Origin of the sequence: Pontivivens nitratireducens (assembly GCF_011290545.1) — a bacterium.
Lineage (GTDB): Bacteria > Pseudomonadota > Alphaproteobacteria > Rhodobacterales > Rhodobacteraceae > Pontivivens > Pontivivens nitratireducens.
The window spans coordinates 124,169-148,774 of sequence record NZ_CP049811.1 but is presented as its reverse complement, the minus strand read 5'-3'; the positions used below and the strand labels follow the sequence as shown (position 1 = coordinate 148,774).

At 60.4% G+C, this 24,606-nt stretch carries 25 protein-coding genes, 2 tRNA genes and 2 pseudogenes; 11 read left to right on the top strand and 18 right to left on the bottom strand.

Annotated features, from left to right (window positions below; translation table 11 throughout):
- Positions 1-256: 256 nt before the first annotated feature.
- Positions 257-961, top strand: coding sequence for an SIMPL domain-containing protein (locus tag G8E03_RS00745; RefSeq protein ID WP_166187507.1), 705 nt, complete (start codon positions 257-259; stop codon positions 959-961).
- Between the two features lie 58 nt (positions 962-1,019).
- Here the strand turns inward: G8E03_RS00745 and G8E03_RS00740 are convergent, their stop codons facing one another.
- The 3 genes from G8E03_RS00740 to rlmB form a co-directional block, all read right to left on the bottom strand.
- On the bottom strand, positions 1,020-2,315 hold the full coding sequence (locus G8E03_RS00740) for an O-acetylhomoserine aminocarboxypropyltransferase/cysteine synthase family protein (RefSeq protein WP_166187503.1): 1,296 nt from the start codon (positions 2,313-2,315) through the stop codon (positions 1,020-1,022).
- A 125-nt stretch (positions 2,316-2,440) separates the two neighbouring features.
- Positions 2,441-2,920 (bottom strand): CoA-binding protein, encoded by a 480-nt coding sequence (locus G8E03_RS00735; protein ID WP_166187501.1) that lies wholly within the window; start codon positions 2,918-2,920, stop codon positions 2,441-2,443.
- A 454-nt stretch (positions 2,921-3,374) separates the two neighbouring features.
- Positions 3,375-4,169 carry a 23S rRNA (guanosine(2251)-2'-O)-methyltransferase RlmB gene (gene rlmB, locus G8E03_RS00730; RefSeq protein WP_166187499.1) on the bottom strand — a complete coding sequence of 265 codons (795 nt, stop codon included), beginning with the start codon at positions 4,167-4,169 and terminating at the stop codon, positions 3,375-3,377.
- Between the two features lie 203 nt (positions 4,170-4,372).
- Between rlmB and G8E03_RS00725 the strand changes: the two genes are divergently transcribed.
- Both G8E03_RS00725 and G8E03_RS00720 read left to right on the top strand, forming a co-directional pair.
- Positions 4,373-4,458, top strand: a tRNA-Tyr gene (locus G8E03_RS00725).
- Positions 4,459-4,599: 141 nt separating this feature from the next.
- Positions 4,600-5,277, top strand: coding sequence for a glutathione S-transferase family protein (locus G8E03_RS00720; protein ID WP_166187496.1), 678 nt, complete (start codon positions 4,600-4,602; stop codon positions 5,275-5,277).
- On the opposite strand, the gene rsmD is transcribed toward G8E03_RS00720, so the two are convergent.
- Together rsmD and G8E03_RS00710 are read right to left on the bottom strand one after the other, a co-directional pair.
- Positions 5,274-5,822 carry a 16S rRNA (guanine(966)-N(2))-methyltransferase RsmD gene (rsmD, locus tag G8E03_RS00715; RefSeq protein ID WP_166187494.1) on the bottom strand — a complete coding sequence of 183 codons (549 nt, stop codon included), beginning with the start codon at positions 5,820-5,822 and terminating at the stop codon, positions 5,274-5,276. The two genes, G8E03_RS00720 and rsmD, sit on opposite strands and share 4 nt — an antisense overlap.
- Complete coding sequence (locus tag G8E03_RS00710; RefSeq protein WP_166187492.1) at positions 5,819-6,232, bottom strand: Fur family transcriptional regulator; 414 nt, start codon at positions 6,230-6,232, stop codon at positions 5,819-5,821. Before G8E03_RS00710 ends, rsmD begins: the two co-directional genes overlap by 4 nt.
- Before the next feature lie 117 nt (positions 6,233-6,349).
- Here G8E03_RS00710 and G8E03_RS00705 point away from each other — a divergent pair, with 117 nt between their 5' ends.
- Genes G8E03_RS00705 through G8E03_RS00690 form a run of 4 tightly spaced genes read left to right on the top strand, consistent with a single transcriptional unit; the run spans position 6,350 to position 9,741 of the window.
- Positions 6,350-7,225: a metal ABC transporter substrate-binding protein gene (locus G8E03_RS00705; RefSeq protein ID WP_166187490.1), complete on the top strand. Its 876-nt coding sequence runs from the start codon at positions 6,350-6,352 to the stop codon at positions 7,223-7,225.
- A complete protein-coding gene (locus G8E03_RS00700) occupies positions 7,222-8,079 on the top strand; it encodes a manganese/iron ABC transporter ATP-binding protein (protein WP_166187488.1) in 858 nt (285 codons plus the stop codon). Before G8E03_RS00705 ends, G8E03_RS00700 begins: the two co-directional genes overlap by 4 nt.
- Positions 8,069-8,914 (top strand): metal ABC transporter permease, encoded by an 846-nt coding sequence (locus tag G8E03_RS00695; RefSeq protein WP_166187486.1) that lies wholly within the window; start codon positions 8,069-8,071, stop codon positions 8,912-8,914. The genes G8E03_RS00700 and G8E03_RS00695 overlap by 11 nt, the downstream gene beginning before the upstream one ends.
- Positions 8,911-9,741, top strand: coding sequence for a metal ABC transporter permease (locus G8E03_RS00690; protein ID WP_430693229.1), 831 nt, complete (start codon positions 8,911-8,913; stop codon positions 9,739-9,741). Before G8E03_RS00695 ends, G8E03_RS00690 begins: the two co-directional genes overlap by 4 nt.
- Positions 9,742-9,767: 26 nt before the next feature.
- On the opposite strand, the gene G8E03_RS00685 is transcribed toward G8E03_RS00690, so the two are convergent.
- The 10 genes and pseudogenes from G8E03_RS00685 to G8E03_RS00645 all read right to left on the bottom strand — a co-directional run bounded on the left by G8E03_RS00685 (position 9,768) and on the right by G8E03_RS00645 (position 19,054).
- Complete coding sequence (locus tag G8E03_RS00685; RefSeq protein WP_166187482.1) at positions 9,768-12,119, bottom strand: mechanosensitive ion channel domain-containing protein; 2,352 nt, start codon at positions 12,117-12,119, stop codon at positions 9,768-9,770.
- 82 nt (positions 12,120-12,201) lie between these two features.
- Positions 12,202-13,416, bottom strand: coding sequence for a multidrug effflux MFS transporter (locus G8E03_RS00680; protein ID WP_166187480.1), 1,215 nt, complete (start codon positions 13,414-13,416; stop codon positions 12,202-12,204).
- A gap of 77 nt (positions 13,417-13,493) precedes the next feature.
- Positions 13,494-14,189 (bottom strand): D-lyxose/D-mannose family sugar isomerase, encoded by a 696-nt coding sequence (locus G8E03_RS00675; RefSeq protein ID WP_166187478.1) that lies wholly within the window; start codon positions 14,187-14,189, stop codon positions 13,494-13,496.
- Positions 14,190-14,333: 144 nt separating this feature from the next.
- Positions 14,334-14,987 carry a peroxiredoxin gene (locus G8E03_RS00670; RefSeq protein WP_166187476.1) on the bottom strand — a complete coding sequence of 218 codons (654 nt, stop codon included), beginning with the start codon at positions 14,985-14,987 and terminating at the stop codon, positions 14,334-14,336.
- An 85-nt stretch (positions 14,988-15,072) separates the two neighbouring features.
- On the bottom strand, positions 15,073-15,819 hold the full coding sequence (locus G8E03_RS00665) for a M48 family metalloprotease (protein ID WP_166187474.1): 747 nt from the start codon (positions 15,817-15,819) through the stop codon (positions 15,073-15,075).
- Between the two features lie 383 nt (positions 15,820-16,202).
- Complete coding sequence (locus G8E03_RS17365; protein ID WP_240910378.1) at positions 16,203-16,757, bottom strand: hypothetical protein; 555 nt, start codon at positions 16,755-16,757, stop codon at positions 16,203-16,205.
- On the bottom strand, positions 16,652-17,167 hold the full coding sequence (locus tag G8E03_RS17360; RefSeq protein WP_240910377.1) for a P-loop NTPase family protein: 516 nt from the start codon (positions 17,165-17,167) through the stop codon (positions 16,652-16,654). The genes G8E03_RS17365 and G8E03_RS17360 overlap by 106 nt, the downstream gene beginning before the upstream one ends.
- The gene (locus G8E03_RS00655) at positions 17,164-17,331 is read right to left on the bottom strand and encodes a hypothetical protein (protein ID WP_166187464.1); all 168 of its coding nucleotides are present in this window, start codon (positions 17,329-17,331) and stop codon (positions 17,164-17,166) included. Before G8E03_RS00655 ends, G8E03_RS17360 begins: the two co-directional genes overlap by 4 nt.
- Positions 17,332-17,612: 281 nt before the next feature.
- Positions 17,613-17,861: pseudogene (locus tag G8E03_RS00650) on the bottom strand (integrase core domain-containing protein); the annotation flags it as partial.
- Positions 17,862-17,925: 64 nt separating this feature from the next.
- A pseudogene (locus tag G8E03_RS00645) lies at positions 17,926-19,054 on the bottom strand (IS3 family transposase).
- Positions 19,055-19,154: 100 nt separating this feature from the next.
- On the opposite strand from G8E03_RS00645, the gene G8E03_RS00640 reads away from it, so the two are divergent.
- From G8E03_RS00640 to G8E03_RS00630, 3 genes are read left to right on the top strand one after another with little or no spacing between them, the layout of a single operon-like run.
- Positions 19,155-19,589: a Mov34/MPN/PAD-1 family protein gene (locus G8E03_RS00640; RefSeq protein WP_166187462.1), complete on the top strand. Its 435-nt coding sequence runs from the start codon at positions 19,155-19,157 to the stop codon at positions 19,587-19,589.
- Between the two features lie 19 nt (positions 19,590-19,608).
- Complete coding sequence (locus G8E03_RS00635) at positions 19,609-20,160, top strand: hypothetical protein (protein WP_166187460.1); 552 nt, start codon at positions 19,609-19,611, stop codon at positions 20,158-20,160.
- Positions 20,103-20,702 (top strand): SAVED domain-containing protein, encoded by a 600-nt coding sequence (locus G8E03_RS00630; RefSeq protein ID WP_166187457.1) that lies wholly within the window; start codon positions 20,103-20,105, stop codon positions 20,700-20,702. Before G8E03_RS00635 ends, G8E03_RS00630 begins: the two co-directional genes overlap by 58 nt.
- 499 nt (positions 20,703-21,201) lie before the next feature.
- Here G8E03_RS00630 and G8E03_RS00625 read toward each other — a convergent pair.
- From G8E03_RS00625 to G8E03_RS00615, 3 genes are all read right to left on the bottom strand, one after another.
- Positions 21,202-21,278, bottom strand: a tRNA-Arg gene (locus tag G8E03_RS00625).
- Positions 21,279-21,286: 8 nt separating this feature from the next.
- Complete coding sequence (locus tag G8E03_RS00620; RefSeq protein WP_166187455.1) at positions 21,287-21,598, bottom strand: ETC complex I subunit; 312 nt, start codon at positions 21,596-21,598, stop codon at positions 21,287-21,289.
- A gap of 121 nt (positions 21,599-21,719) precedes the next feature.
- Positions 21,720-21,935, bottom strand: coding sequence for a hypothetical protein (locus G8E03_RS00615; RefSeq protein ID WP_166187452.1), 216 nt, complete (start codon positions 21,933-21,935; stop codon positions 21,720-21,722).
- Positions 21,936-22,375: 440 nt separating this feature from the next.
- Between G8E03_RS00615 and uvrB the strand changes: the two genes are divergently transcribed.
- Positions 22,376-24,559, top strand: a complete 2,184-nt coding sequence (gene uvrB, locus G8E03_RS00610) for an excinuclease ABC subunit UvrB (protein ID WP_166187450.1) — start codon at positions 22,376-22,378, stop codon at positions 24,557-24,559.
- Positions 24,560-24,606 lie beyond the last annotated feature (47 nt).

Below are 24,606 nucleotides of genomic sequence, written 5' to 3'. Positions count from 1 at the left end.
CAGCGGGCGCGGGACCGATAGCGGAGGAGGCGGGCGCAGGAAAATCCGCAGTCGCGTGCGCATGTGCGCCCGTCGCGATCACGATTGCCGCGAAAGCGAACCTTAGCGTCGATGTCAAACCGCCTGATTGCACGTCTCTCTCCTGCTGCTTGCTCAATATCTAGGCGCGACCGGTCAAGATCGCCAGTCGCAGTTGGTTCGCTATCGCGCGCACCCTACATGCTAGAACAGTTTCAGATGTTTCAAGGAGTGAGCCATGCGCCGTTTGATGATTGTTCCCGTGATGTTGCTGGGGCTGGCCGCCGGGTCCGCCTCTGTCGCACAGGACATGCCGGAACGGCGTGTGACCGTTTCGGGAGTGGGTGAGGTCACGGCAGCACCCGATCTTGCCACGATAACGATCGGCGTCAGCGAGCAGGGGCAGACCGCCACCGATGCTCTGCGGGCGAACACCCGCGCGATGCAGGCCTTGTTCGACGTGCTGGACACTGCCGGGATCGAAGGGGCGGACAGGCAGACCTCGGGGCTGAACCTGCAACCAATCTATGACCATTCGGAGGTGCGCAATGGTCAGGGGCCGCGCATCGTCGGGTACGAGGCGACCAACACCCTGCTGATCCGCGTGACCAAGCTGCCCACGTTGGGCGACGTTCTGGACGGTGTGACCGTGGCTGGCGCGAACCGGATCAACGGTATCAGCTTCGGCCTGTCCGATACCGACGCATTAATGGAGGAGGCCCGTCGCGAAGCGGTGGAGGACGCGATGGCGCGCGCACGGCTATATGTCGAAGCCGCCGGTGCGACGCTGGGACCTGTTATCAGCATAGACGAAGCCGGGGGCGTTTCTCGTCCTCAGCCGGAAATGGCAATGGCGCGGATGGCATCGGACATGTCCGTTCCGATTGCGGAGGGCGAGGTCGGCCTGAACGCCCGCGTCAACGTCGTGTTCGCCATCGAGTGATGCGACAGGCGCGCGCCCTGGAGCGTCCGGGGCGCGCGGTTTCCTATCCCTACTGTGCTCAGGCCAGCGCGGCCTTCAGCCCCTGATCCAGATCCGCGATCAGATCGTCAGCATTTTCCAGACCGATGGACACGCGCACCATGTCCGGCCCGGCGCCCGCTGCCTCCTGCTGCTCGGGTGACAGCTGCCGGTGCGTGGTGGAGGCGGAGTGGATGATCAGGCTGCGGGTGTCGCCCAGATTCGCGACGTGGCTGAAGATGTTCAGCGACTCGACCAGCTTGCGGCACGCCTCGTACCCGCCCTTTACCTTGAACGTAAACAGGCCGGATGCGCCCTTGGGGCACAGCTTGCGGGCGCGGCGGTACACGGGTGAGGATTTCAGCCCGGCATAGCTGACACTCTCGATGCGGTCGTCGTTTTCCAGCCACTCGGCAATTTTCTTGGCGTTTTCGCAGTGACGCTCCATCCGCAGGCTCAACGTCTCAATTCCCAGCAGGGTCTGGAAGGCATTTTGCGGCGACTGGCACGGCCCCAGATCGCGCAGACCGACCGCATGGCCGTGCAGCGTGTAGGCGAGGGGGCCGAACGTCTCATGAAATTTCAGGCCATGATAAGCAGGTTCCGGCTGGCTGAGGCTCGGGAATTTTTCGGAGGCGGACCAGTCGAAATTGCCCGAATCCACGACGATCCCGCCCATGGATGTGCCGTTGCCGCTGAGGTATTTCGTGGTCGAATGCACGACGATATGCGCGCCATGCTCGAACGGACGGCACAGATACGGGGTCGCGGTGGTGTTGTCCACGATCAGGGGCACGCCCTTGCGCTCCGCGATCTTGGCGATGGCGGGCAGGTCGGTGACGTGACCGCCGGGATTGGCGATGGATTCGCAGAAAATCGCCTTGGTCTTCTTGGTGCAGGCCCTGCTGACGGCGCCGCGATCGTCAAAATCGACGAACTTCGCCTCCCATCCGAACCGCTTGATGGTCTGCGAGAATTGCGTGACCGTGCCGCCATACAGGCGGGTGGAGACGACAATGTTGTCGCCCGGACCCATCAGCGGCAGCAACGCCAGGATCTGCGCCGCGTGACCGGATGAGCAGGCGGTCGCGCCGACGCCGCCCTCCAGCGTGGCCACCCGCTCCTGCAAGACGGAGACGGTGGGGTTGGTCAGGCGCGAATAGATGAAGCCGACTTCCTGAAGGTTGAACAGGGCCGCCGCGTGATCGGTATCGCGAAACACGTAGCCGGTGTTCTGATAGATCGGCGTCTGCCGGGCACCAGTCTCGGGGTCGGGTTTAGAACCCGCATGGATTTGCAGCGTCTCGAAGGAATAGGTGGGTGCGGTATCGGTCATCTCGGAATCTCCCCGTTGTTTTCGCGAACACTAATTGCGCGTGTCGCAAAACGCATCCGGTTTTGCACATTTCTGGCAAAATACGATTTTGGAATGAAGGGCACCGTGGTCGCTGCCTGTCGCGATCAACGCTTCGACGAGATGACCCCGGTTGCGAAGCCGCCCCACCGCAATTCGCCGAACAGACGTTGGTATTCGATCTTGGGACAGCGGTTCATGATGACGGTGATGCCCTGTGCCTGCGCGCGTGCGGCTGCGGCGGCATCCTCGACACCGATCTGCATCCAGATCGTCGACAGGCCCCGCTCGGCCAGGACCTCCAGCGCCTCGTCCACCACCGTGCCCGCCTGATCGGATCGACGAAACACATCGACCATGTCGATTCGGGTGTCGGCTGGCAGATCGGCCAGGCTAGGCACGATCGTATGACCAAAGGCGGTCTGGCCCGCGTAAGCCGGGTTCACCCCATGCACGTCGAAGCCCTTCAGCTTGAGGTATCGCGCAACGAAGTAGGAGGGCCGCACCTCATTCAGCGAAACACCCACACACGCGATCGTGCGTGTGCGTTCTAGGACGGTTTTCATCATCTCATCGGAATAGGTCATATCCCCACGATAGTCCCGCAGCCGCGATCCGTCACAAAAAAACGCCCGAAGCAGCGCTCCGGGCGTGAGGTGGGAACGAGGGACAGTAGTGGAGAAAACCGGGGGCCGTTCACACCCCCCTCCAAATTAGAGTGTAGCATGGGATTCCCTCAACGCTAAGCCATACCTCGCCTTGGGGAGGCGTATAAAACAATTATAGTTCAATAGCTTGGGTCATATTTGTGCGATTCGATACGGTGCTTCGCCACGAAAATACCACGATCCCGCCTTCTTCACGCCACACAACTCTAGGGTGATTCTCTGCCTGTCGAGGCTCGCCGGTCAGATGTCATCGGCGCGTCGATGGATCTGGCAATAACCTTCGCCCCGCGCCTGAACCTGGGCGGCTGGTGAGGGTGCAACGTAGCATCCACAATGCTGCATATCGTGGGGGCGATGGGGGCTGAAGCGGCCCCTAGCGGTTCATATGTGTCTGTGCCGCATACAGCGATACCGCCGCCGCGTTGGAGACGTTGAGAGAGCCGAATTCGCCTGCGAACGGGATCTTCACCAGCCGGTGACAGGTTTCCTTCGTCTTGTCGCGCAGGCCCGGCCCCTCCGCCCCCAAGGCGAGGGCGATCGGCACGTTGGGCAGTTCGGCAAGGGTTCCGGACAGCGTGTGCTCCGCCTCTCCGTCCAGCCCCATGATGAAATACCCCATTTCGCGCAGGGCTGTCATGGCATTGGCCAGATTGGGGACCCGCAGATAGGGCTGACGCTCCAACGCGCCGGAGGCCGTCTTGGCTAGCGCACCTGTTTCGGGCGCGGAATGACGGTGCGGCGCGATGACGGCCCGTGCGCCGAATACCTCGGCCGAGCGCAGCACGGCGCCGACATTGTGCGGATCGGTCACCCGGTCCAGCAGCACCACCAAGGGCGCGCCATCGCCCGAGGCGCAACGCTCACTGACCGACCCCCAGTCGAGGGGTTTGACCTCCATCGCGGCCCCCTGATGCACCGATTGCGGGTCGAGGGGAGCGTCGAATTTGCGCGGATCGACGATTTCGGGCTCTGGCCCCATGCTCAACGCATCGCCCAGTCGGTCGGCGGCGTTCTTGGTCACCATCAACCGCAATTTCTGCCGGTTCGGGTTGCGTAGGGCATCGCGCACGGCATGAAGGCCGAACAACCAGACGGTGTCCGGCTGGCCGTTGCGGCTGCGTTCCTTTGCGACGACCCATTTGGGTTTCTTGTCTGCCTGGCCTGCCATGGTCTCTCCGTTCCGGTGTCGTCTTTGCAGAGGGCCGCTTTGCACAGGCCTGTTTGCATGGCCCCTCTTGCACAGGCCTGTTTTGCATAGTCCTGTTTTGCATAGTCCGGTGCGCCCACCGCGTAAAGGTTTGCGCATTTCGTGTTGACGCGCCCCACCCCCCCCGGTATCCACCCGCCACGTCACCTAGAGACGATCGCGTCGGGGGGGTGGCAGAGCGGTCAAATGCAACGGACTGTAACTCCGTCGGGGAAACCCTACACAGGTTCGAATCCTGTCCCCCCCACCACTTTCCTCCCAGGACAATGCGCAACGGTTACAGCGCGCATTTCCGGGCGAGGAGCATCATGAGAATTTCGGTCTTCCAGGACGCGAATGTCTCGACAGACGCGCGCCCATTGGGGCCGCTAGACGAAACGAGAGGCAAGACATGGCGTATCACCTTTACTGGCTCAGCGGTGTACCCTCTGTCTGGCGGGTCATGCTGGCGCTCAACCTCAAGAAAATCCGCTACACCGAAACCAGGTTCGATCCGGGCAGCGCCGAAATGTCCGACCCGTCCTTTCTGCAAATCAACCCGCGCGGGCAGGTGCCGGTTCTGATGACGCCGGACGGTCCTATACGCGAATCTCTGGCGATCCTTGCCTATCTGGACCGGGTTAAGTCGGAGCCGCCGTTGTTCGGACGCAGCGCGACCGAGGCAGGGGTGATCTGGCAATGGATCATGGATTACGAAAATCACCTGCGCGGCGCGATGGTAACCTTGGCGACAATCGCCTTCACCGGCGAACAGAAAACACGGGCCGCCGATCTGGCCGGGGCGATGCAGGTCGGTGTTCGGGAATTTGCGACGATTCTGCATCGTCTGCGCCTGATGCCCTGGCTGGGTGGCAACAAGATCTCCGCCGCCGATATCGTGCTGTATCCCGGTATCCAGTGGATGCGACGGTCGCTGGATCATCTGGAGCCGTCCGAATTGCACGACATGATGCATAATCCGGCATTGAAGAATTGGGAGCAGAAGATCGAGCGTCTGCCGAAATTCGAGCGGACCGTGCCGCCGGGCTGGAGCACCGACGCGCCGATGAACATCGTGGGGCTGGCTTAGTCGGGCGTCAGAAACTGCACCGAGGTATCGCCGAAGCTGCGCCGCTCAACCTCACGCAGGGGGACAGGCACGGGTTGCGGGGTGGCTTCCTCCCACACGATCAGGGCGTCGGGCGCGATCCAGCCGCCATCCAGGGCGCTGGTCAGGGCTGCGGTGCCCATAGACCTGCCATAGGGCGGGTCGAGGAAGATCAGGTCGTTCGGCGTGTCGGTCACGAACAGCTTTCGTGCGTCCCGCCTGATAATGCGCGTACGATCCGGGACGCCCAGCACCTCGACGTTGCGCCGCAGCAGCGAGGATGCCTTCGCGCCGTTATCGACCGCCGTCAGATGCACGGCCCCGCGTGACAGCGCCTCCAGCCCCAGCGCGCCGGTTCCGGCAAACAAATCCAATACCCGCGCCCCCTGGGGCAGGTCATAGGCGCGCAGGATGTTGAACAGCGTCTCACGTACGCGGTCGGTGGTGGGGCGCAAATGCGCGGCTGCGTCGCCCTTTCCCAGCGCCGCCAGCGCGCGCCCGCGAAATTCACCGCCGACGATCCTCATGTCATCTTGCGCCCGTACAGCTCCAATCGGTGATCGACGATCTCATAGCCCAGTTCCTCGGCTATGGCGCGCTGCAACTCCTCGATCCGGGGGGAGGTGAATTCGACCACCGCACCGGTTTCGATGTCGATCAGGTGATCGTGATGTTCGCGGTCGGCCTGCTCGAACCGGGCAGGGCCACCCTGAAAGGCATGACGCTCAACCGCGCCGGTCTCCTCCAGCACCTTCATGGTGCGATAGACCGTGGCGAGCGATATGCGGGCATCCATCTTGGCCGCGCGCTGGAAAATCTCCGCCGCGTCGGGGTGGTCGCCGCTCTGTTCCAGAATGCGCAGGATGATTCGGCGCGGCGCCGTCAAGCGCAGGCCGGCCTGCTTGATCTGTCGTTCATATCGCGAAAGCTCGTTCATGTTTCGCAATAAGCAGCATTTGCGTCGCAACAGCAAGTCTTAATGAGAATAAGTCGCATTTGCATTGACAAGGCCGGGCAAGGCCATAGCTTTCCATCGAACCCACTGGAGGATTACATGCTTATCCGTCTGACATTGATCGTCGCCCTGATGTTTCCTGCCTTGGCCCAGGCGCAGGATTTCAAGGTCGTAACGACGTTCACCATCATCGCGGACATGGCGCGCAACGTGGCGGGCGATGCGGCGGAGGTGCGCAGCATAACGCGACCGGGGGCGGAGGTGCATTATTACCAGCCGACGCCGCGCGACATTATGGCCGCGCAGGACGCCGATCTGATCCTGTGGAACGGGCTGAACCTGGAACAATGGTTCGAGCGGTTCTTTCGCAATATTGGTGAGATTCCCCAGGCGACCGTCAGCGAAGGGGTGGAACCTGTCGGCATCGGGTCCGGTCCTTATGCAGGGCTGCCCAACCCCCACGCGTGGATGTCGCCAGACAATGCGAAGATCTATGTCGCGAATATACGCGATGCGCTGGTCACCCATGACCCTGACAATGCCGAGACCTATATCGCCAACGCCGAGACCTACATGGCCCAGATCGACGCCATGGTGCAGCCGATCCGTGACAGCCTGGCCGACGTGCCGCAGGACCGCCGCTGGCTGGTCACGTCCGAGGGCGCGTTCAGCTATCTGGCCCGCGATTTCGACCTGAAGGAGCTGTATATCTGGCCGATCAACGCCGATCAGCAGGGCACCCCGCAGCAGGTCCGTCAGGTCATCGACGCGGTGCGGGAGCACAATATCGGGGCCGTCTTCTCCGAAAGCACGGTGCCTGACGATCAGGCGCGTCAGATAGCGCGGGAAACCGGCGCGGACTATGCCGGGGTGCTGTATGTCGACAGTTTGAGCGAGGCGGACGGCCCTGTGCCCACCTATCTGGACCTGCTGCGCGTCACCACTCAGACGATTGCCGCCGGGTTGACGCAATGAAGGACGTCGTCAGCCCCGGCCTCAGCGTGGCGGACCTGACGGTCACGTACCGCAATGGCCACACCGCATTGCACGATGCCAGTTTCGAGATTCCCAAGGGCTCGATCACCGCACTTGTCGGGGTGAACGGCTCGGGCAAATCAACGCTGTTCAAGGCCTTGATGGGGTTTGTCCCCGTCTCGGACGGGTCTGTTACCATGTTCGGCGGCTCCCGCGATGCGGCGCTGAAACGCAATCTGGTGGCCTATGTGCCGCAGGCGGAGGAGGTGGACTGGGACTTCCCCGTATTGGTCGAGGATGTGGTGATGATGGGCCGCTATGGCCGCATGAACTGGCTGCGCATCCCCAAGGCCGTGGATCGTGAGGCTGTGCACGACGCGCTGGCCCGCGTGGGCATGACAGATTTCGCCAAGCGCCAGATCGGGGAGCTGTCGGGCGGACAGAAAAAACGGGTCTTCCTCGCCCGCGCATTGGCGCAGGAGGGACAGATCATCCTGCTGGACGAACCGTTCACCGGCGTGGACGTCACGACCGAGGAGCAGATCGTCGCCCTGATGCGCGAATTGCGTGACGAGGGGCGGGTGATGCTGGTCTCGACCCACAATCTCGGCTCTGTACCGGAATTCTGCGACCGGACCGTCCTGATCAACAAGACCGTTCTGGCGGAGGGCCCGACGGAGGAGGTCTTTACCGCCGAGAACCTGCAAATGGCCTTTGGCGGGGTGCTGCGGCACTTCGTTCTGGGCGGCGCGGATCTGCACCATGACGACGACGATGCGCGTCACGTCACGGTGATTTCCGATGATGAGCGACCCTTCGTGATCTATGGGGAACGGGACGACGATGCTTCTTGAGCCGTTTACCTATGGCTACATGGTCAACGCAATGTGGGTCAGCGCCCTTGTCGGGGCGATCTGCGCCTTTCTCAGCGCGTTCCTGATGCTCAAGGGCTGGTCCCTGATCGGCGACGCGTTGAGCCATGCCATCGTGCCCGGAGTGGCGGGGGCCTACATGCTGGGATTGCCTTTCGCGGTGGGCGCGTTCCTGTCGGGCGGACTGGCGGCGGTGGCGATCCTGTTCTTGCAGGCGCGCACCCGGCTCAAGGCGGATGCGGTGATCGGATTGATCTTCACCAGTTTCTTCGGGCTGGGCCTGTTCATGGTCTCACTCAACCCGACCAGCGTGAACGTGCAGACCATCGTGATGGGCAACGTTCTGGCGATCACGCCCGCCGATACGCTGCAACTGGCGATCATCGGGGCCGTGACGATGCTGGTGCTGATCGTGAAGTGGCGCGACCTGCTGTTGACCTTCTTTGATGAGGCGCATGCACGCTCCATCGGGTTGCCGACGCAGGGCTTGCGCGTGCTGTTCTTCACCCTGCTGGCTGCTTCCACCGTGGCGGCGATGCAGACGGTGGGCGCGTTTCTGGTGATCGCGATGGTGGTGACGCCGGGGGCGACGGCCTATCTGCTGTCCGACCGGATGTCACGCGTCATCGTGATCGCCATCTCAATCGGCGCGGGGTCCAGCTTTCTCGGCGCGTATCTCAGCTTCTTTCTGGACGGTGCGACGGGCGGAATCATCGTGTGCCTGCAAACGCTGATCTTTCTGGCGGCATTCGTGTTCGCACCCAAGCATGGCATTCTCGCGGCGAAGCGCCGGGCACGACGAACAGGGGCCGCATGATGGACTGGACGACACCCTTCGTATTCGACTTCATGCAGCGTGCCTTTGCGATTTCGATACTGATCGCGGTCCCCATGGCGTTGCTGAGCTGTTTTCTGGTGCTGCGCGGCTGGTCTCTGATGGGCGACGCGATTTCGCACGCCGTCCTGCCGGGGATCGTGCTGGCCTATGTGGCGGGCATTCCGCTGGCCATCGGGGCGTTTCTGGCGGGAATGTTCTGTGCCGTCTCGACAGGCTGGCTGAACCTCAACAGCCGGCTGAAGGAGGACACGGTGATGGGCATCGTGTTTTCCGGCATGTTCGGTCTGGGCATCGTGCTGTTCGCGGCGGTGCCGTCCAACCTGCATCTGGATCACATCCTGTTCGGTGACATGCTGGGCATCGGGTGGCGCGACATCGTCTGGACCGGTTCGGTCGCTGTGGGGATCACGCTGGCACTGCTGCTGCTGCGCAGCGACCTGATGGCGCTGATCTTCGACCCTGCCCATGCGCAGGCGATCGGGCTGAAGGTGCGGTGGCTGCACTACGGATTGCTGGCGATGATATCGCTGAGCGTGGTCAGCGCCCTGACGGCCATCGGCATAATCCTCGCCATCGGATTGCTGATCGCACCGGGCGCCATCGCCTTTTTGTGGACGCGCCGCTTCGGCGCGATGCTGATCATCGCGACGGTGGTGTCCGTGGTTGCTGCCGTGGCGGGGGTCTATCTCAGCTTCTGGTTGGATTCGGCCCCCGCGCCGACGATCATTCTGCTGCTGACGGCGGTCTTCGTGTTCAGCTTCGTGGTGACGGTACGGCGTGACCGCCGGGCGCGGCAGGCGGCCTGAGGCGGCCAGCCGCGCCGGCAGAGCACCTATCGGGGTGCGTCCCCGCCATCGGGGGTTTCGTCGGATTCGGGCATGTGCTTGTGCGGATCGTTCTCGACCGTGGTTTCGGGCCGTTCGGTTTCGCGGCGCTCGAACTCCTCCGGCTTTGGGGTTTCGCGCGCGGCCTGAACCTGTTCGCTGAGCACGCGCATCGGGGGCGCCTTGCCCTGCTTGTCCTCACCGAAATAGATCGTCTGATGCGGGAACGGAATCTCGATGGAGCGTTCGTCGAACATCCGTTTGAGGATCAGGTTGTAAGCGCGTCCGATGCCCCATTGCTGGCCGGGCAGGGTCTTGATCCGCGCGCGTACGACAATCGCGCTGTCACCGAAGCTGTTGAGACCAAACCATTCCAGATCGCCCAGAATGTCGCGACCGGCTTCCTCACGCTTCAACTCCTCGAAGGCATCGTGCATCGCGAGCTTGGCGTCGTCGATATCCTCACGGTAGGCGATGCCCATGTCACAGACGTAGAACGAGAATTCGCGCATGTAGTTCGATACCAGATCGACGGAGGAGAACGGTATGATGTGGAACACACCGTGCAGATCGCGCAGCGAGACGGAGCGGACGGTCAACCGCTCCACCGCGCCGGTGATGCCACCTACACTGATGACGTCGCCCACATTGATCGCATTCTCGAACTGGATGAACACGCCGGTGATGATGTCCTGCACCATCTTTTGCGCACCGAAACCGATGGCCAGACCCAGAACCCCGGCGGAGGCAAGCAGCGGCCCGATATTGAGGCCCAGCTCGCTCAACACGATCATCGCGGTGATGATCAGCAACGCGATGGTCGCGGCGTTGCGCAGCAATGTCAGCAGGGTCTGCTCACGCGCGGTCGCCGCCTTGCCGAAATCGGGGTTCAGGCGAAACTCCACCCACGAGCTGAGGAGAAGCCAGATCGCGAACGCCACGATGGTGATCAACAGGACGCTGAAGCCGCTGGACAGCACCATCGCACCCAGATCACTGCTGGCCCACTCCCTGAAATCAAAAACGCCAAGGACGCTCAGAATGACACCGATGACTACGATGAAGAGGACAAATCGCAGCACCCACAGGATCTTGGGCACAAAGGAATTCAGGCGACGTTCCAGCAAGGGAAACCGCATCTTCCAGCTTTCCGGCAGCCTTACGCCGCGCGCGATGGCTCCGGTCAGGAACTGAAGCGTGATCATCGCCAGGATGATTGCACCCAGAATGATGGCCGTGCTTTGCAACAGCGGCACCAGAATGCCCCCCGGACGTGTCGCCACGATGGCCAGCAGCCCCAGCAGGTAGATGACCGTCGGTACGATCCAGAGAGAGATCAGCACCCGGACGATCCCGCGGCGCGAGGCGTTTCGAGGTATCAGCCACGCCGTAATGGCCTTTCGGTGATACAACACCATCACCAGCGCGCTGAGCACCACCGCGATGGAGATCACGGTTCCCGTCGCGCTGCCGGCCAGAACGGATGCGTTCACGTTCACCAGCGGGACCACCAGCATCAGGCCGTATCCCAATATCGTCGTGCAGACGGTCAGCCATCGCGCCAGAATTACCGCGCCCCGGTCCGGCAAGCGGACCAGTCGCAGGGCAGAAACGCGGGGCGACAGAACCGTGCGAATGAGGATCTTGGTGGCTTCGACCAGCAGGAAGGCGTTCAGGTACAGCGCCTGCGTCTCTCCGATACCGCCGCTGTTGCGGGTAAAGACGAGCAGCAGCCCATATCCAGCAGCCCCCGCGACGATGGCGATCACCAGATCCTTGAACGATGCCAGCAGGGCGAATGCGAACAGGACGGCCCCGTTCGCTTCGTTCACACGGCGTGCGATCCGCAGATCGTAGCGCCGCCCCAGATAGCGCAACGTCAGGAACACGGCATAGGTTATGACCACGACCAGCGCCAGTTCGGTCAGCGCCGTCATCAGCACCAGCTGGTCGAATGCCCCTAGGGACCGTTCGATGATAGTCGGCAGGCGGCTGATGCCCAGCCACAGACGATTTGCGGATCGCGCGACATCCTCGGCCGCGTCGGTTGTGACATTGGCGATGCGACGGCCAAAGGAAGCGGGGGGATCGTTTTCGACGGGCTCCGGGGTCACCTCAACCGGCGCTTCGGAGGCTGCCAGCCGTTCGGTCAGCGCGTCCAGAACACCGGGATTGCGCAGTAAATCCACCAACGCATCGACTTGTCCGCTTATGACGTCCGGCTCCTGGGCGGGATCCTCCGCCGAGCTTTCCTCGGATGCTGTGCCGGAGCCCAATCCCGGAATGACCTGTGCGTTGGCCGGTTGCATGACGAAGAAGCTGAGCAGCAGGAAAAGTGCCGCGCGCGCGATGAAACTCATGTGGTGCTGTCTTTCCGGTGTCTGCGTGCAACTTTGCGTTTAAGGGACCGAACGTCCGGTGATGTGATTTCGTTCCATATTTTTAGGCCGTGCGACGGAAAAGTTGCCCGCTCTCGGTCACCAGCAGGACGACGAGGGTTAGCACGCCACATGACAGATACCCCACAGCGAGGGGGACGATCGTGTCGTCAAAGGACTGCCCGATCATAAAACCGATAAGCGTGCCGATCACAGTCGTGATCGTTCCGATCAGGGATGCCGCGGTGCCGGCCACATGCCCCTGTTGCTCCATCGCCAGCGCGTTGAAGTTCGAGAATGTCATCCCCACCATGAACATCGACATCGAGACGACCAGCAGAAACGGCACCACGGTAATGATGTCCGCCGTCAGGACCAGCAGCGTGCTCAGCACGATGAAGGCGAGGACCGCGCCGTGGCTTAGAAAGCGCATCCCCCACCGCTCCACCAGCCAGGCATTCGCGAAGGATGACAGCGCGATGCTGCCCGCGATCAGCGCGAACACCAGCGGAAACCACACGCCAAGCCCCATGACATCGCCCAGAATCTGCTGCGCGGATGTGATGAAGCCGAACAGCGCCCCCATGAACGTCCCTGCGGCCAGTGTATAGCCCATCGTCAAACGCGAGGTCAGAACCGAGCGGAAGGCATCTGCCACAGCGGGAAGGCGGATCTCGCGCCGGTTCTGTGGTGCGAGCGTTTCCGGCAGGAACCTGGCGCAGATCCACCACATCACGATGGAATAGAGCGCCAGCACACCGAACACGGCCTGCCAGGGCGCGATGAACAGGACCAGTTGGCCGATGCTGGGCGCCACGACGGGAACCGCCATGAACACCATCATGATCAGCGATATCACTTGCGCCATCTGTCGTCCGGAATAGCAGTCGCGCACGATCGCGGTGCTGATGACGCGAGGCGCGGAGGACGCGACCCCCTGCACCACACGCGCCAGAAGCAGAAGCTCGAAGCTGGGCGCAAAGATGCAGCCGATCGCTGCGACCGTATAGGCGGCCAGTCCGACCATCAGGATCGGCTTGCGCCCGAACCGGTCCGCCAGCAATCCAATGGCCAGCTGCCCAGCGGCGAAGCCCGTCATGTAGGCGACGATGACCGTCTGCGCCCGGTTGGGATCGTCCAGCAGGAACGCAGCCCCGATAGAGGGCAGCCCCGGCAACATGATATCAATGGCCAGCGCGTTCAGCCCCATCAGCGCGGCCATGATGGCGACAAAGGCGTTGAAGCCGAGCGGAGCGTGGCGGGAACTGGAATCTGTCATGGAAACTGTCCGGTCAGGAAGGGAAAGAAAGGTCAGTGACCCTCCCCTATTCCCATGGCGCCGGACTGTCGAGAGCTTTAGCCCTGGGTCACCCAATCGTCATAATCGGATACCAGAAGATGGGTTGGCGCGACGTCCGCCTCGATGGTGGCGAACCGTCCAATGGGTTCGCGGAAGATGTTGTCGGTCAGATCGTCATTGACGGTCGAAACCTCACCGATCAGGACGTCGCCGCCCTCACCCCAGAAGGCATGCCAGTCGCCGGGGCGCAGGGTGACGCTCTCGCCGGGGGCGAGCATCAACTTGTCACCAGGTGCGACGGTGCGCGCGATGCCGTCGCACGCGACGGTGCAACCGCGATCCTGCGCGAAGTTGCCCGCATCGTCCGAGCCGAACAACTCGATGGCCAGCGTCGCCCCGCCCCGGTTTATGATATCCTCGACCTTGTGCACATGGGTGTGCATCGGGCTGAGCTGATCGCGGCGCGAGATCATGATCTTCTCCGCGTAGAGCATACCGGTGCCACTGTCGCGTTCCGAAAGATCGCCGTTGCGGGTGGTGAACAGGAACAATCCCATCTCGTCAAACCGCCCGGCGCCGTAATCGGTAATGTCCCAACCAAGACGGCGGTCCATGATCTGCCGCGCATCGCTGCGCACGCGCGCCACCAGATCCTCGGGCGACCAGTTTGCAAAACCGGGAAGGTGCTGGCCATGCTGCGCGATGAACGCGGCGGCATCCGCAAGGATCTGATTGATTTGGGAGCGTTTCATGAGGTTTACCACGCGGTTTGAGGGGGACGAGGCGTTCGCCTCCTTCTCACCCCAATGGCAGTCTTGCGTCAACGTCCCGCGAACGTGACACCTGACGAAAGAGGGGGCGCGTGGCCCCCTCGATCATAGTCGCTTCGGTTCGGTTCAGACCGGCTGCTTCGTCTTGCGCAGATAGGGCAGGATGCGCTCGAACGATCCGAACTTCTGTTCTGCTTCCTCATCGCTGACGGCGGGGGTGATGATGACGTCATCGCCCTGCTTCCAGTCCGCGGGGGTCGCGACCTTGTGTTCTGCGGTCAGCTGGATCGAGTCTATGGCGCGCAGGATTTCCGCGAAATTGCGGCCCGTTGTCATGGGATAGGTCAGCGACAGCTTCACCTTCTTGTCCGGTCCGATCACGAAGACCGAGCGTACCGTGGCGTTGGTCGCGGCTGTGCGCTCCTCACCCGCTGTCTCTTCCGCGGGCAGCATGTCGAAGGCCTTGGCCACCTTCAGGTCGGTATCGCCGATCATTGGATAGCTGACGGTTGATCCCGATACGGTTTCGATATCGGCCTTCCACCGCTGGTGATCCTCGACCGGATCAACGGAGATTCCGATCACCTTGGTGTTCCGCTTCTCGAACTCGTCGATCATACCGGCCATCGCGCCCAGTTCGGTGGTGCAGACCGGTGTGAAATCCTTCGGGTGACTGAACAGAACGGCGTAACCGTCACCGATCCAGTCGTGAAACTTTACCTCACCCTCAGTCGTGTCGGCGGTGAAGTCGGGGGCGGTATCGTTGATGCGCAGGGACATGGTGTATCCTCGATTCGTTTACAGGCGTGAACCGGAGGTAGGTGCACGGGCACGTCCGCGCAACTCCTCAATCTCAGTTGCGGGCTCAGTTGCGCGGTATGGTAGGCGTCAAACCCTGCGCGCGCTGGGCCTCGATCTGTTGGGCGGTGGCGATGACGGTGCCATAGCGCTGCGCGCCGGGGGGGTGCGTGGCAAGAATGGAGCTGGACCCGGCAAAACGGGCAAAGCTGGCCGCGCCGTCAACGGGATCATAGCCCGCAAGCTCCGCGATATAGGTGCCCAGAACGTCGGCCTCCAGCTCGAAGCTCTGCGAATAGGCGCGTCCGCCGATCTGCTGGCCAAGGTCCGCGCCGGCCTGCGCATCACCGCCAAGTCCCGCCAGGATCAGCGCCCCGGCCAGCCCGCCGAGGCCGACCTGTTGCTGGCGACGTTGCAAATGCCCGGCGATGTGGTGACCTGCCTCGTGGCTCATGATGAAGGCCACCTCATTGGCGTTGCGCACGGTGCGCAGCATCGCCTCGTTGAACACGATCAGAGGGTAGCCGTTCTGGAAGGTCTGAAAGGCGTTGGGCTGATCGCCCGCCGCGATTTGAAACTGGAAATCGCAGAAATTGCCGCTGCGACCCGTTTCGGCACGGCAGGTGCTTTCTGCAATCGGCTCAATGCGTTGAGCAACCTGACGCATTAGGTCCTCCCCCTGCGACAGCGATCTGTTCGCCGCAGGCGCGGCAGTTGCAGGCGGGGCCACGGCGCCCGCGGCGTCAGGCACCTGAAAGGTGGGTTCGCAGGCCGTCACGGCCAGCATGGCAAGGGCGGATATAAGAATGCGCACCGGTTTCTCCATCTTGTTACGACAGACAGAATAGCGCGTTTTCCCGCGCTTGCCATATGAGTGCCCCTGACAGTTTCACGTTGTCAGGAACGGCGCATGAAAGCTGGCAAACGTGAAAAGTTACAATGCACGGGCACAACTGCCAGAGAAACCAGAAGTGCGCGCGAAAAGAACGTAGTGTGAACATGCGCCTATGATTCCTTTCGTGTTCTCAAGATGTTATCCGGTTCGAAAAATCGCGATAAACCAATAGCCTGCGCAGGAAACCAATAGTACGCGCAGATTTTTTTGGAACTTTTCGCCCAGGGTGAACGGAGCCGAAAACACGAAAAAGCCCGCGTCGGGGGGACGCGGGCCTTCGGGCTCTTGAGCTGTTGTGGTGTTCAGCCAGTCAGGGCTTCGACGAAAGGATGATCCTTCCGGTACATGGTCTCGAACCTGGTGTGGGTGAACGGGGTTGCGGCACGGTTCGCTTGCGTCTTCGCGACCCATGCGTCGATGAAGTGGTCAATCATGAGAGTATTTGCGCCCGCGACACGGGCCGCGCTGATCGCGCTGATGGTAAGCTTGATGATGAGCCCCCAACGAAAGGCACCGGCGGCGACGAGGCGATCATAGAACTCTTCGGTAGGAATGGTCTCGCCCACCCCAATCCCCGACTTGATGGCATAGCTTCCGACAATCTCGTGGACCGTTTCATAGTCCTCCGGCAACGAGACGTCGTCGAACTGGATGCGGTTGACCAAGCGATAGAGTTGGGGCTCCTGGCGAAGATATCCGTTGAGTTCAGGAACACCGGAGAAGATAAGGATCAGCGGCCAATCGTGCGACTTCATGAGGGTCTTGAAAGAATCAAGAACCGCAAGCCGGTCCGTGTCGCTCTTCTTGCGGAAAATATGCTGTGCTTCATCATAGTGGATGCCGACAACACCGGCCAACTTTGCCTCGGTGACGACGCGGTCCCAGATTTCTGCTTGGGTGAGCGCGATCTGTCGTCGAGAGGATAGCCGATGGCGCGGATGGTATTGCGGCCCAAATCCTTCCAGCCTTGGGTGCCCGTCAGGATGCATTCGGCGAACAGGGCTGAACGACCCGAAGGCAACGGGATTTCGCTGCTGTTGAACCGCTTCAAGAGTTCAGCGATTTCCTTGGTCTTGCCACTTCCGGACTGTCCGGTGACAAGAATGCTTTCCGTTTCAAACCGTGACCCACTTTCAAGAGATCCAAGGTGCTGGCTGAACACGCGGGCAAACTCATCTCTGAGGCGTACTGCCCGTTCGAGTGGAAAGACACAGTCGACGGTATCGGCTACCGTATTGCGGACCTCAGGGATGACGAATTCGTTCACAATTTACTCTCCGTGATAGGCTTGAAGGAACGGGCCAGTCGGGTGTCGGGCGCGATATCCATAGCTGCTTCCTCGGTGTTGGGATGGGCTTTCGAAGGAGGCGTTTCAGGTCCGGTATTTTCAGGGTTCACGTTTTCCCCCTCGTGAGGGAGTTCCGGGATCATGGGTGAATGCCCTGGAACTCGATCCATGATACTGCCCGGGGCGATCGTTGGTCCGGTGCGCGCCATGGGGATGTATTCCACGTGCGCGAGTCGGTCGGCCTCCTTTTGAAGGTCATCGATCCTCAAGTAGGATGAGGGCAAATTGGCCGTGGCAAATTCACCTTACTCCATCGCCTTACGGCGCTACTTGGACAATGATGGCAAAGCCCGAGGGCTACTTGTCGATCGGGATACTTTTGAGCGGTAATCCCCCCATTTTTGCGGGGGCTTGGCCGTAGAATTTACGCGGCCATTCTCAGTTTCTGGGCGGGGGTCATCCCGCCGTTGCCCATGTTGGGGCGTTCATGGTTGTAAGACCAGAGCCATTCAGTAGCAATCTGCTGCACCTCGTCGATGCTTTCGAAGATGTGGAGGTCCAGCCATTCGTGCCGGACCGTCCGGTTGTAGCGCTCGACATAAGCGTTCTGCTGCGGTTTCCCCGGCTGAATGTGGGCCAAGGCGATGCCCTTGTTTTCGGCCCATTCCATTAGGGTGAAGTGGTCCCACCTTTTCGGACAGTTTTGCAGCTTTTCTAAGGTGTATCGGGTTTAGATTTCATGCTGCTCTTTGCTCTTCCAAGCCTGCCCAATATGCGTCCTCGGGCGTCAGCCGATCACGCGCGGAATGGGGGCGTTCGCTGTTGTAGAATGCCATCCAGTTTTTGACGACCTTTCGGGCCTGGAAGCCGTCATTGATCTCTTCGAGGTAGATCGCTTCCTGTTTCAAGCTCCGCCACAGGCGCTCAATGAAGATGTTGTCGAGGTATCTACCGCGACCGTCCATTGAGATACGTATGCCCGCTTCGGTCAGCGTCGTGATCCAGGCCGAACCGGTGAACTGGCTGCCCTGATCGGTATTCATGATCTCGGGAGGGCCGTGTTTGGCGATGGCCTCGTGCAGGGCCTCCACACAGAAGTCGGCGTGCATTGTGTTCGACAAGCGCCAGCTCAGAACCTTGCGCGACGCCCAATCCATGATGGCGACCAGATACAAGAACCCGTTTCGCACCGGCATGAAGGTAATGTCGGCGCACCAGACCTGGTTGGGCCGGTCGATCTGCATCTCTCTGAGCAGGTACGGATAGACCGGGTGCTGAGGATGGGGCTGGCTGGTCCGAGGGCGTTTGTAAATCGCTTGCAGGCCCATCTTGGCCATCAGCCGCCTGATGCGATGACGTCCGACAATGGTTCCTTCCCGCCGCATGTAGGCAGCGATCTGGCGGCTGCCGAAGAACGGGTATTTGGTGAATATCCGGTCGATCTCTTTCATCATCCCAGCGTGTCCGCATCAACACCGACCGGCGTGTAGTAGAAGGCCGACCGGCTCAGCCGCACCAGTTTGCACTGCTGGCTTATGCTCAGTTCAGGATGATCCCGTTTGATCATCGCGCGTTTCTTCTCCGGGCTCACCGCTTCAGCCCTTCGGACAAAAAATCGTTCTCGACGGCCAGCCTCCCGATCTTGGCATGGAGCTCCTTGATTTCTGCTTCTGTCGGCCCTTCCGGCCTGCCGCCACGCGCAAACACATCGGCCATGCCTTCGACAGCCTGACGCTTCCACGTGCTGATCTGGTTCGGATGCAACTGATGCTTCGCGGCGATCTCCTGGATCGTCTTGTCGCCACGCAGCGCTTCCAACGCGATCTTGGCCTTAAACTGGTCTGTAAACTTCCGGCGCTTCGCCATTCTCGTATCCCTTCAAAGGTTCGGGATACACCTTAGCCAACTGTCCAGTTTTCTGGGACCACTTCAGCAGTTGCAGTTACCGACTGATGTTCTGCGACGAATGCGACGCCATCTTCTTAAGTCAGGGTCACGTGAGATCGGCGGGGTTTTGATGGGCGAAGAGGTCGGCGACGAAGAGTTCCAGATTGTTGATTTCAGCGTAGACACCTCCAGCGGGACGCGTGCCCAATTTGTGCGCGACGCCGATCAGCATGATGAGGCCCTTTCGGCCTTCTTTGAAAGAACGGGCGGAGAGTACGGTCGCTTCAACTATCTGGGCGAATGGCACAGCCACCCAAGCTTCAGCGTACACCCCAGTCTTCAAGATATACATGCCATGCAAGATCTCGTCGACGGCTCTGGAGGCGTTGATTTTGCCGTGCTCTTCATCAGTCGGCTGAGATGGAATTGGGGCTTTGAATGCAGCGCACATCTCTTTGTGCGCGGCCATTCACCGTCCGTGGTAAGCGTCGCACGTGTGGAGTCGAACCCTTAGAAGAAAGACCTATTCACAAATGCTAAGACGACACTTCGACAACTTTCTTACCAAGCTCATCGACTGGTGGTTTCGCGTCACGACAATCGAGCGGTTCCTAATCGGAACAGGCGTAGGTCTATTGATCGCGATCTTTGGTGGCGTGCCCTTGATCCTTGAGTTTTTGCGATTTGTGCTTGGGGCCCTTCCAGAAGGCGTTGTCCGCTTTGAAACCGCACTCGAAACCATCGATGTCCTCATCTTTGGAGTCGCGCTCCTTCTCATAGCCGCCGGCCTTGCATTTGCGACTGTCAGCTTCGTGGGAGAGGCCCGGGCGCGATCGAAGTTGCGGAATATGGTTATCGAGGCGCGCGGTTTGCGGGACGACGACGGCAACCCACTGGCAGACAAGGTGGCGAAACACCAGAAGGGCACAGTGGTGCCCGTTTTGCTGGACTTGAGAAACAGATTGGACGGCCTGGTGATCGCGCCAGAAAGAGCCCTGCAAGAGATAACGTCAATGCACCGATCTGTTTGCAGAGCAAGAAGGATGGAGACAGAGCTGATCTTAGGACGATTTATGGCGGGCTGACATCGGTCCCCTACACATTCCTGACGGGCGTGTTGCTCGACGATGAAGGAAGCATCATCACGTATGACTGGGACCGCACTCAGGAAGCATGGCGCAAGATCGAAGGCCCTGACGACGGCGCCCAATTTCATGTGGACGGGGTCGAAGCGATCGAGGGTGCGCCAGAAGTCGTATTAGCAACGGCATTTTCATATCCGATTCAAGATGACGAGTTGGCGACGACTTTTAACTTCCCAAGGATCAGACTTACCCTTGATGGCATATCTTCGGACGGACACTGGTCGCAACAAAAGCAGAACCGCCTGGCCCAGGAATTTCTGGAGGTCGTGAAGAACCTCGCCGGGAAAGGCGTGAAGCGGTTGCATCTGGTGCTGGCCGCACCGAACAGCGTGGTTTTCACATTTGGTAGGCGCTACGATAAGCGGAACCTGCCGGAAATCGTAGTTTATCAGTATGAGCGCGGCGAGCCTGTCGCCTATCCTTGGGGTGTATCCATGCCCGTCGCTGGCCGTGACGAAGCCAAGGTAGTCTATGTTAGGTGAAACGGTTGAAGCGCGGGGTCCCGAACGACTGCAGCAGCGACAAAGACGACAAAAGTCCGGTATGGGCCGGTCAGCAGGACGAGGCACCGTAGCGGTGACCACCTCAGTGAAGTTCAGCTCTAGGCTGAAGTGGCTTTCTCGCAACCTCGCTGGACGGGCCGGCAGGTCACGACCTGTCACTGGGACAATTCGGGAATTTCAGTCAGTCGAAATGTGAATCGTGCCGTGGTCAGGATGCCCGCCTCAGTCACTGGGCCTGCTGATTGTACAATCTTTAGTCTCATCGACGCTCTTGGGAACTCCGTGTCATCGGTCCTATGGCCACTCGGGGCGTTTCCCCCATCCGATGCTCGTGAGATTTGAATCTTAATATAATTTATATTTACCAGATGTTTGCGCTTTTCTTCGGGAATTGCCGAAAAAAAACGCTTGACACGGTGCGCATGGAAAAACGCCATTTTGCGCATTCATATGCGCCATCTACAACAACGAAAGCAAATGGCGACCCCTGGAGGATTCGAACCCCCGACCTGATGATTAGAAGTCACCTGCTCTATCCAGCTGAGCTAAGGGGCCGTAGGGGGTCAGTGGGTCCAGGCGCCCCGACGGTTATGGGCGAAATTGTCGCCGTAACCGCGATTTCTGATGTTCGGCTTGCGTTTCTTGGGCTCCATGACCTGATGCGGAATTCCGTGCCGCCGTGCATACTCGATAGCCGCCTCGCGGGTGTCGAACTGCATATGTACCTGACCGTTCGTATCCCCCGATCCCTGCCAGCCCATCAAAGGATCACGTCTTTTCGCCTGAGCGGCTTCGAATTCCAGAACCCAGTGGTTCAGATTCGCCGTTCCGGAGGTCATAGCGGCTCTTGCTGGCTGATAGATACGGGCAAACATGGATCATATCCCAATTAGAATTCCGCTATAGGGTATGTGCAAAAAATAACGCGCGCGCAAGGGGCGCGGGCGTGATGTGGATTGGAAGTGTCTGGCGCGCATTCCGGCGCGCCTGCTGTCTTCAATCGGCCGATGCGACGACGAAGCCACGCTCAACGTTGCTTTGCTGGGTCAGGTAGAGCGTATCAAGGTAACCGCTGCCCGCTGCGCCGACTCCGTTGGTAAAGGCAGAAGCCACGGCGGCCAGTTCTGCTTCCGCCGGTCTGGGGGCGGTTGTCGCAATGATCAAGGTGAAAAGAGCAGACAAGCCAAACAGGGCGTTCACAAGGGTACGCATTATACACTCCATTGAAATAACATAATTTATTCGTTGTATGCAGTATCAACTCGGCATCCGTCGGCAAGTTCCCGCCGATTCAGAAAAAGAATCATTTCAGATGAATTTTCTGCAATTGCCGCGCAAATTTCCCGCCATGGAATTCCGCCACGGAATAAAGCCGTTGAATACGGTTCGTGGAATGTATCGGAAGACGTTTCGACCGAAACGTGAGGACAAGACGCCGTCGATCCCTGACAAGGGAGCGTGGGTAGGTGGTGGTATTGCCAGACACCGACGGCTCTGCTGCTTGCACTTCAGAACATAGGGGCGCGCCACACTCTGACAATTCGCTTTTTGCAAGAGATCGATTCAATTTTAGTCATTACCGGAGGCCGCGCGGGTGATTGAAGCATGTGCAATCCTCGCTATATCTCATCAGTGCAGCCGAGGGGAAAAACATGAACGACACCATCACGCTTCCTGAAGTCGTCCGCCCCGAACAGCCCAAGTTGGAGGGTGGGCGCAAATTCGTGATGCGAACCGACTTCTCCCCCGCCGGCGATCAACCCACGGCGATTGTCGAGCTGTCAGACGGGGTGAAGGGTGGCGAACAGGATCAGGTTCTGTTGGGCGCCACGGGTACGGGCAAGACGTTCACCATGGCCAAGGTCATCGAGGAGACGCAGCGTCCCGCCATCATCCTCGCCCCCAACAAGACCTTGGCGGCGCAGCTCTACGGTGAGTTCAAGGGGTTCTTCCCGGACAACGCCGTCGAGTATTTCGTTAGCTACTACGATTATTACCAGCCGGAGGCCTATGTCGCGCGCTCCGACACCTATATCGAGAAGGAATCGCAGATAAACGAGCAGATCGACCGGATGCGCCATTCGGCCACGCGCGCCCTGCTCGAACGCGATGACGTGATTATCGTGGCATCGGTGTCGTGCATCTACGGCATCGGCTCGGTCGAGACTTACAGCGCGATGACGCAAGATGTCGTCGTCGGGCAAAGCTATGACCAGCGCAAGGTCATGGCCGATCTGGTCGCCCAGCAATACAAGCGCAACGATGCTGCCTTTCAGCGCGGTTCGTTTCGCGTGCGCGGCGATACCGTTGAGATCTGGCCCGCCCATATGGACGATCGCGCCTGGAAGCTCAGCTTCTTTGGCGAGGAACTGGAAAGCATCACCGAGTTCGACCCCCTGACAGGAGCGAAGACCGGCACGATGGACAAGGTCCGCATCTACGCCAATTCGCACTACGTGACCCCGCGCCCGACCATCGCGCAGGCCATCGTCGGCATCAAGAAGGAGCTGAGGCAGCGGCTCGATCAGTTGGTAAACGAGGGCAAGTTGCTGGAGGCGCAGCGCCTGGAACAACGCACCCAGTTCGATCTGGAAATGCTGGAGGCAACCGGTGTGTGCAATGGGATCGAGAACTATTCGCGCTACCTGACGGGCCGCGCGCCCGGCGAGCCGCCGCCCACCCTGTTCGAATACATCCCCGACAATGCCATCGTCTTCGCCGACGAAAGCCATGTTTCGGTCCCCCAGATCGGCGGCATGTACAAGGGCGATTACCGGCGCAAGTTCACCCTGGCCGAACACGGATTCCGCCTGCCGTCCTGCATGGACAACAGACCGTTGAAATTCGAGGAGTGGGACGCGATGCGCCCGCAATCCATCTATGTTTCCGCCACCCCCGCCGCGTGGGAGCTGGAGCAGGCGGGCGGCGTCTTTACCGAACAGGTGATCCGCCCCACCGGCCTGCTGGATCCGCCTGTCGAGATTCGGCCAGTGGAAATGCAGGTCGATGACCTGATGGACGAAATCCGCATCGTTGCAGCGCAGGGAATGCGGGTTCTGGTGACTGTTCTGACCAAGCGCATGGCCGAGGATTTGACGGAATATTTCCACGAGCAGGGCATCCGCATCCGCTACATGCACTCGGATATCGACACGGTGGAACGGATCGAGATCCTGCGCGACCTGCGCTTGGGCGCGTTCGATGTTCTGGTGGGCATCAACCTGCTGCGTGAGGGTCTGGATATCCCCGAGTGCGGCCTCGTCGCGATTCTGGACGCGGACAAGGAGGGCTTTCTGCGCTCCGAAACCTCGCTGGTGCAGACGATCGGGCGGGCGGCCCGGAATGCCGATGGGCGCGTTATTATGTATGCCGACCGCATCACCGGCTCAATGGAGCGGGCGATAGGAGAGACCAACCGCCGACGTGAGAAGCAGCAAGCCTACAACGAGGAACACGGAATAACGCCCGAAACCGTCAAGAAGAACGTCGATGACATTCTGGCCGGTCTCTACAAGGGCGATACAGATCAGAGCCGCATCACCGTCAAGGTGGACAAGCCGATGGTGGGCGAAAACCTGGCCGCCCATCTGGAGGCGCTGCGCAAGGATATGATCAAGGCCGCCGAGAACCTGGAATTCGAGGAGGCCGCCCGCATTCGCGATGAGGTCAAGCGCCTGGAAACGGTCGAACTGACCATCGCGGACGATCCGCTCGCCCGGCAAAGCGCGGTGGAACAGGCCGTCACTGATGCGAAGAGAGCCTCCGGTCGTTCCACGGCAGGCAAGGGCGGAACCCGGCACTACAGGGGCAAGAGTCAGAAGAAATTCGGAGGGTGACGTAGCGATAAGGGCTGTAAACCGCTTGTGTGGGATGGCATGCTGGC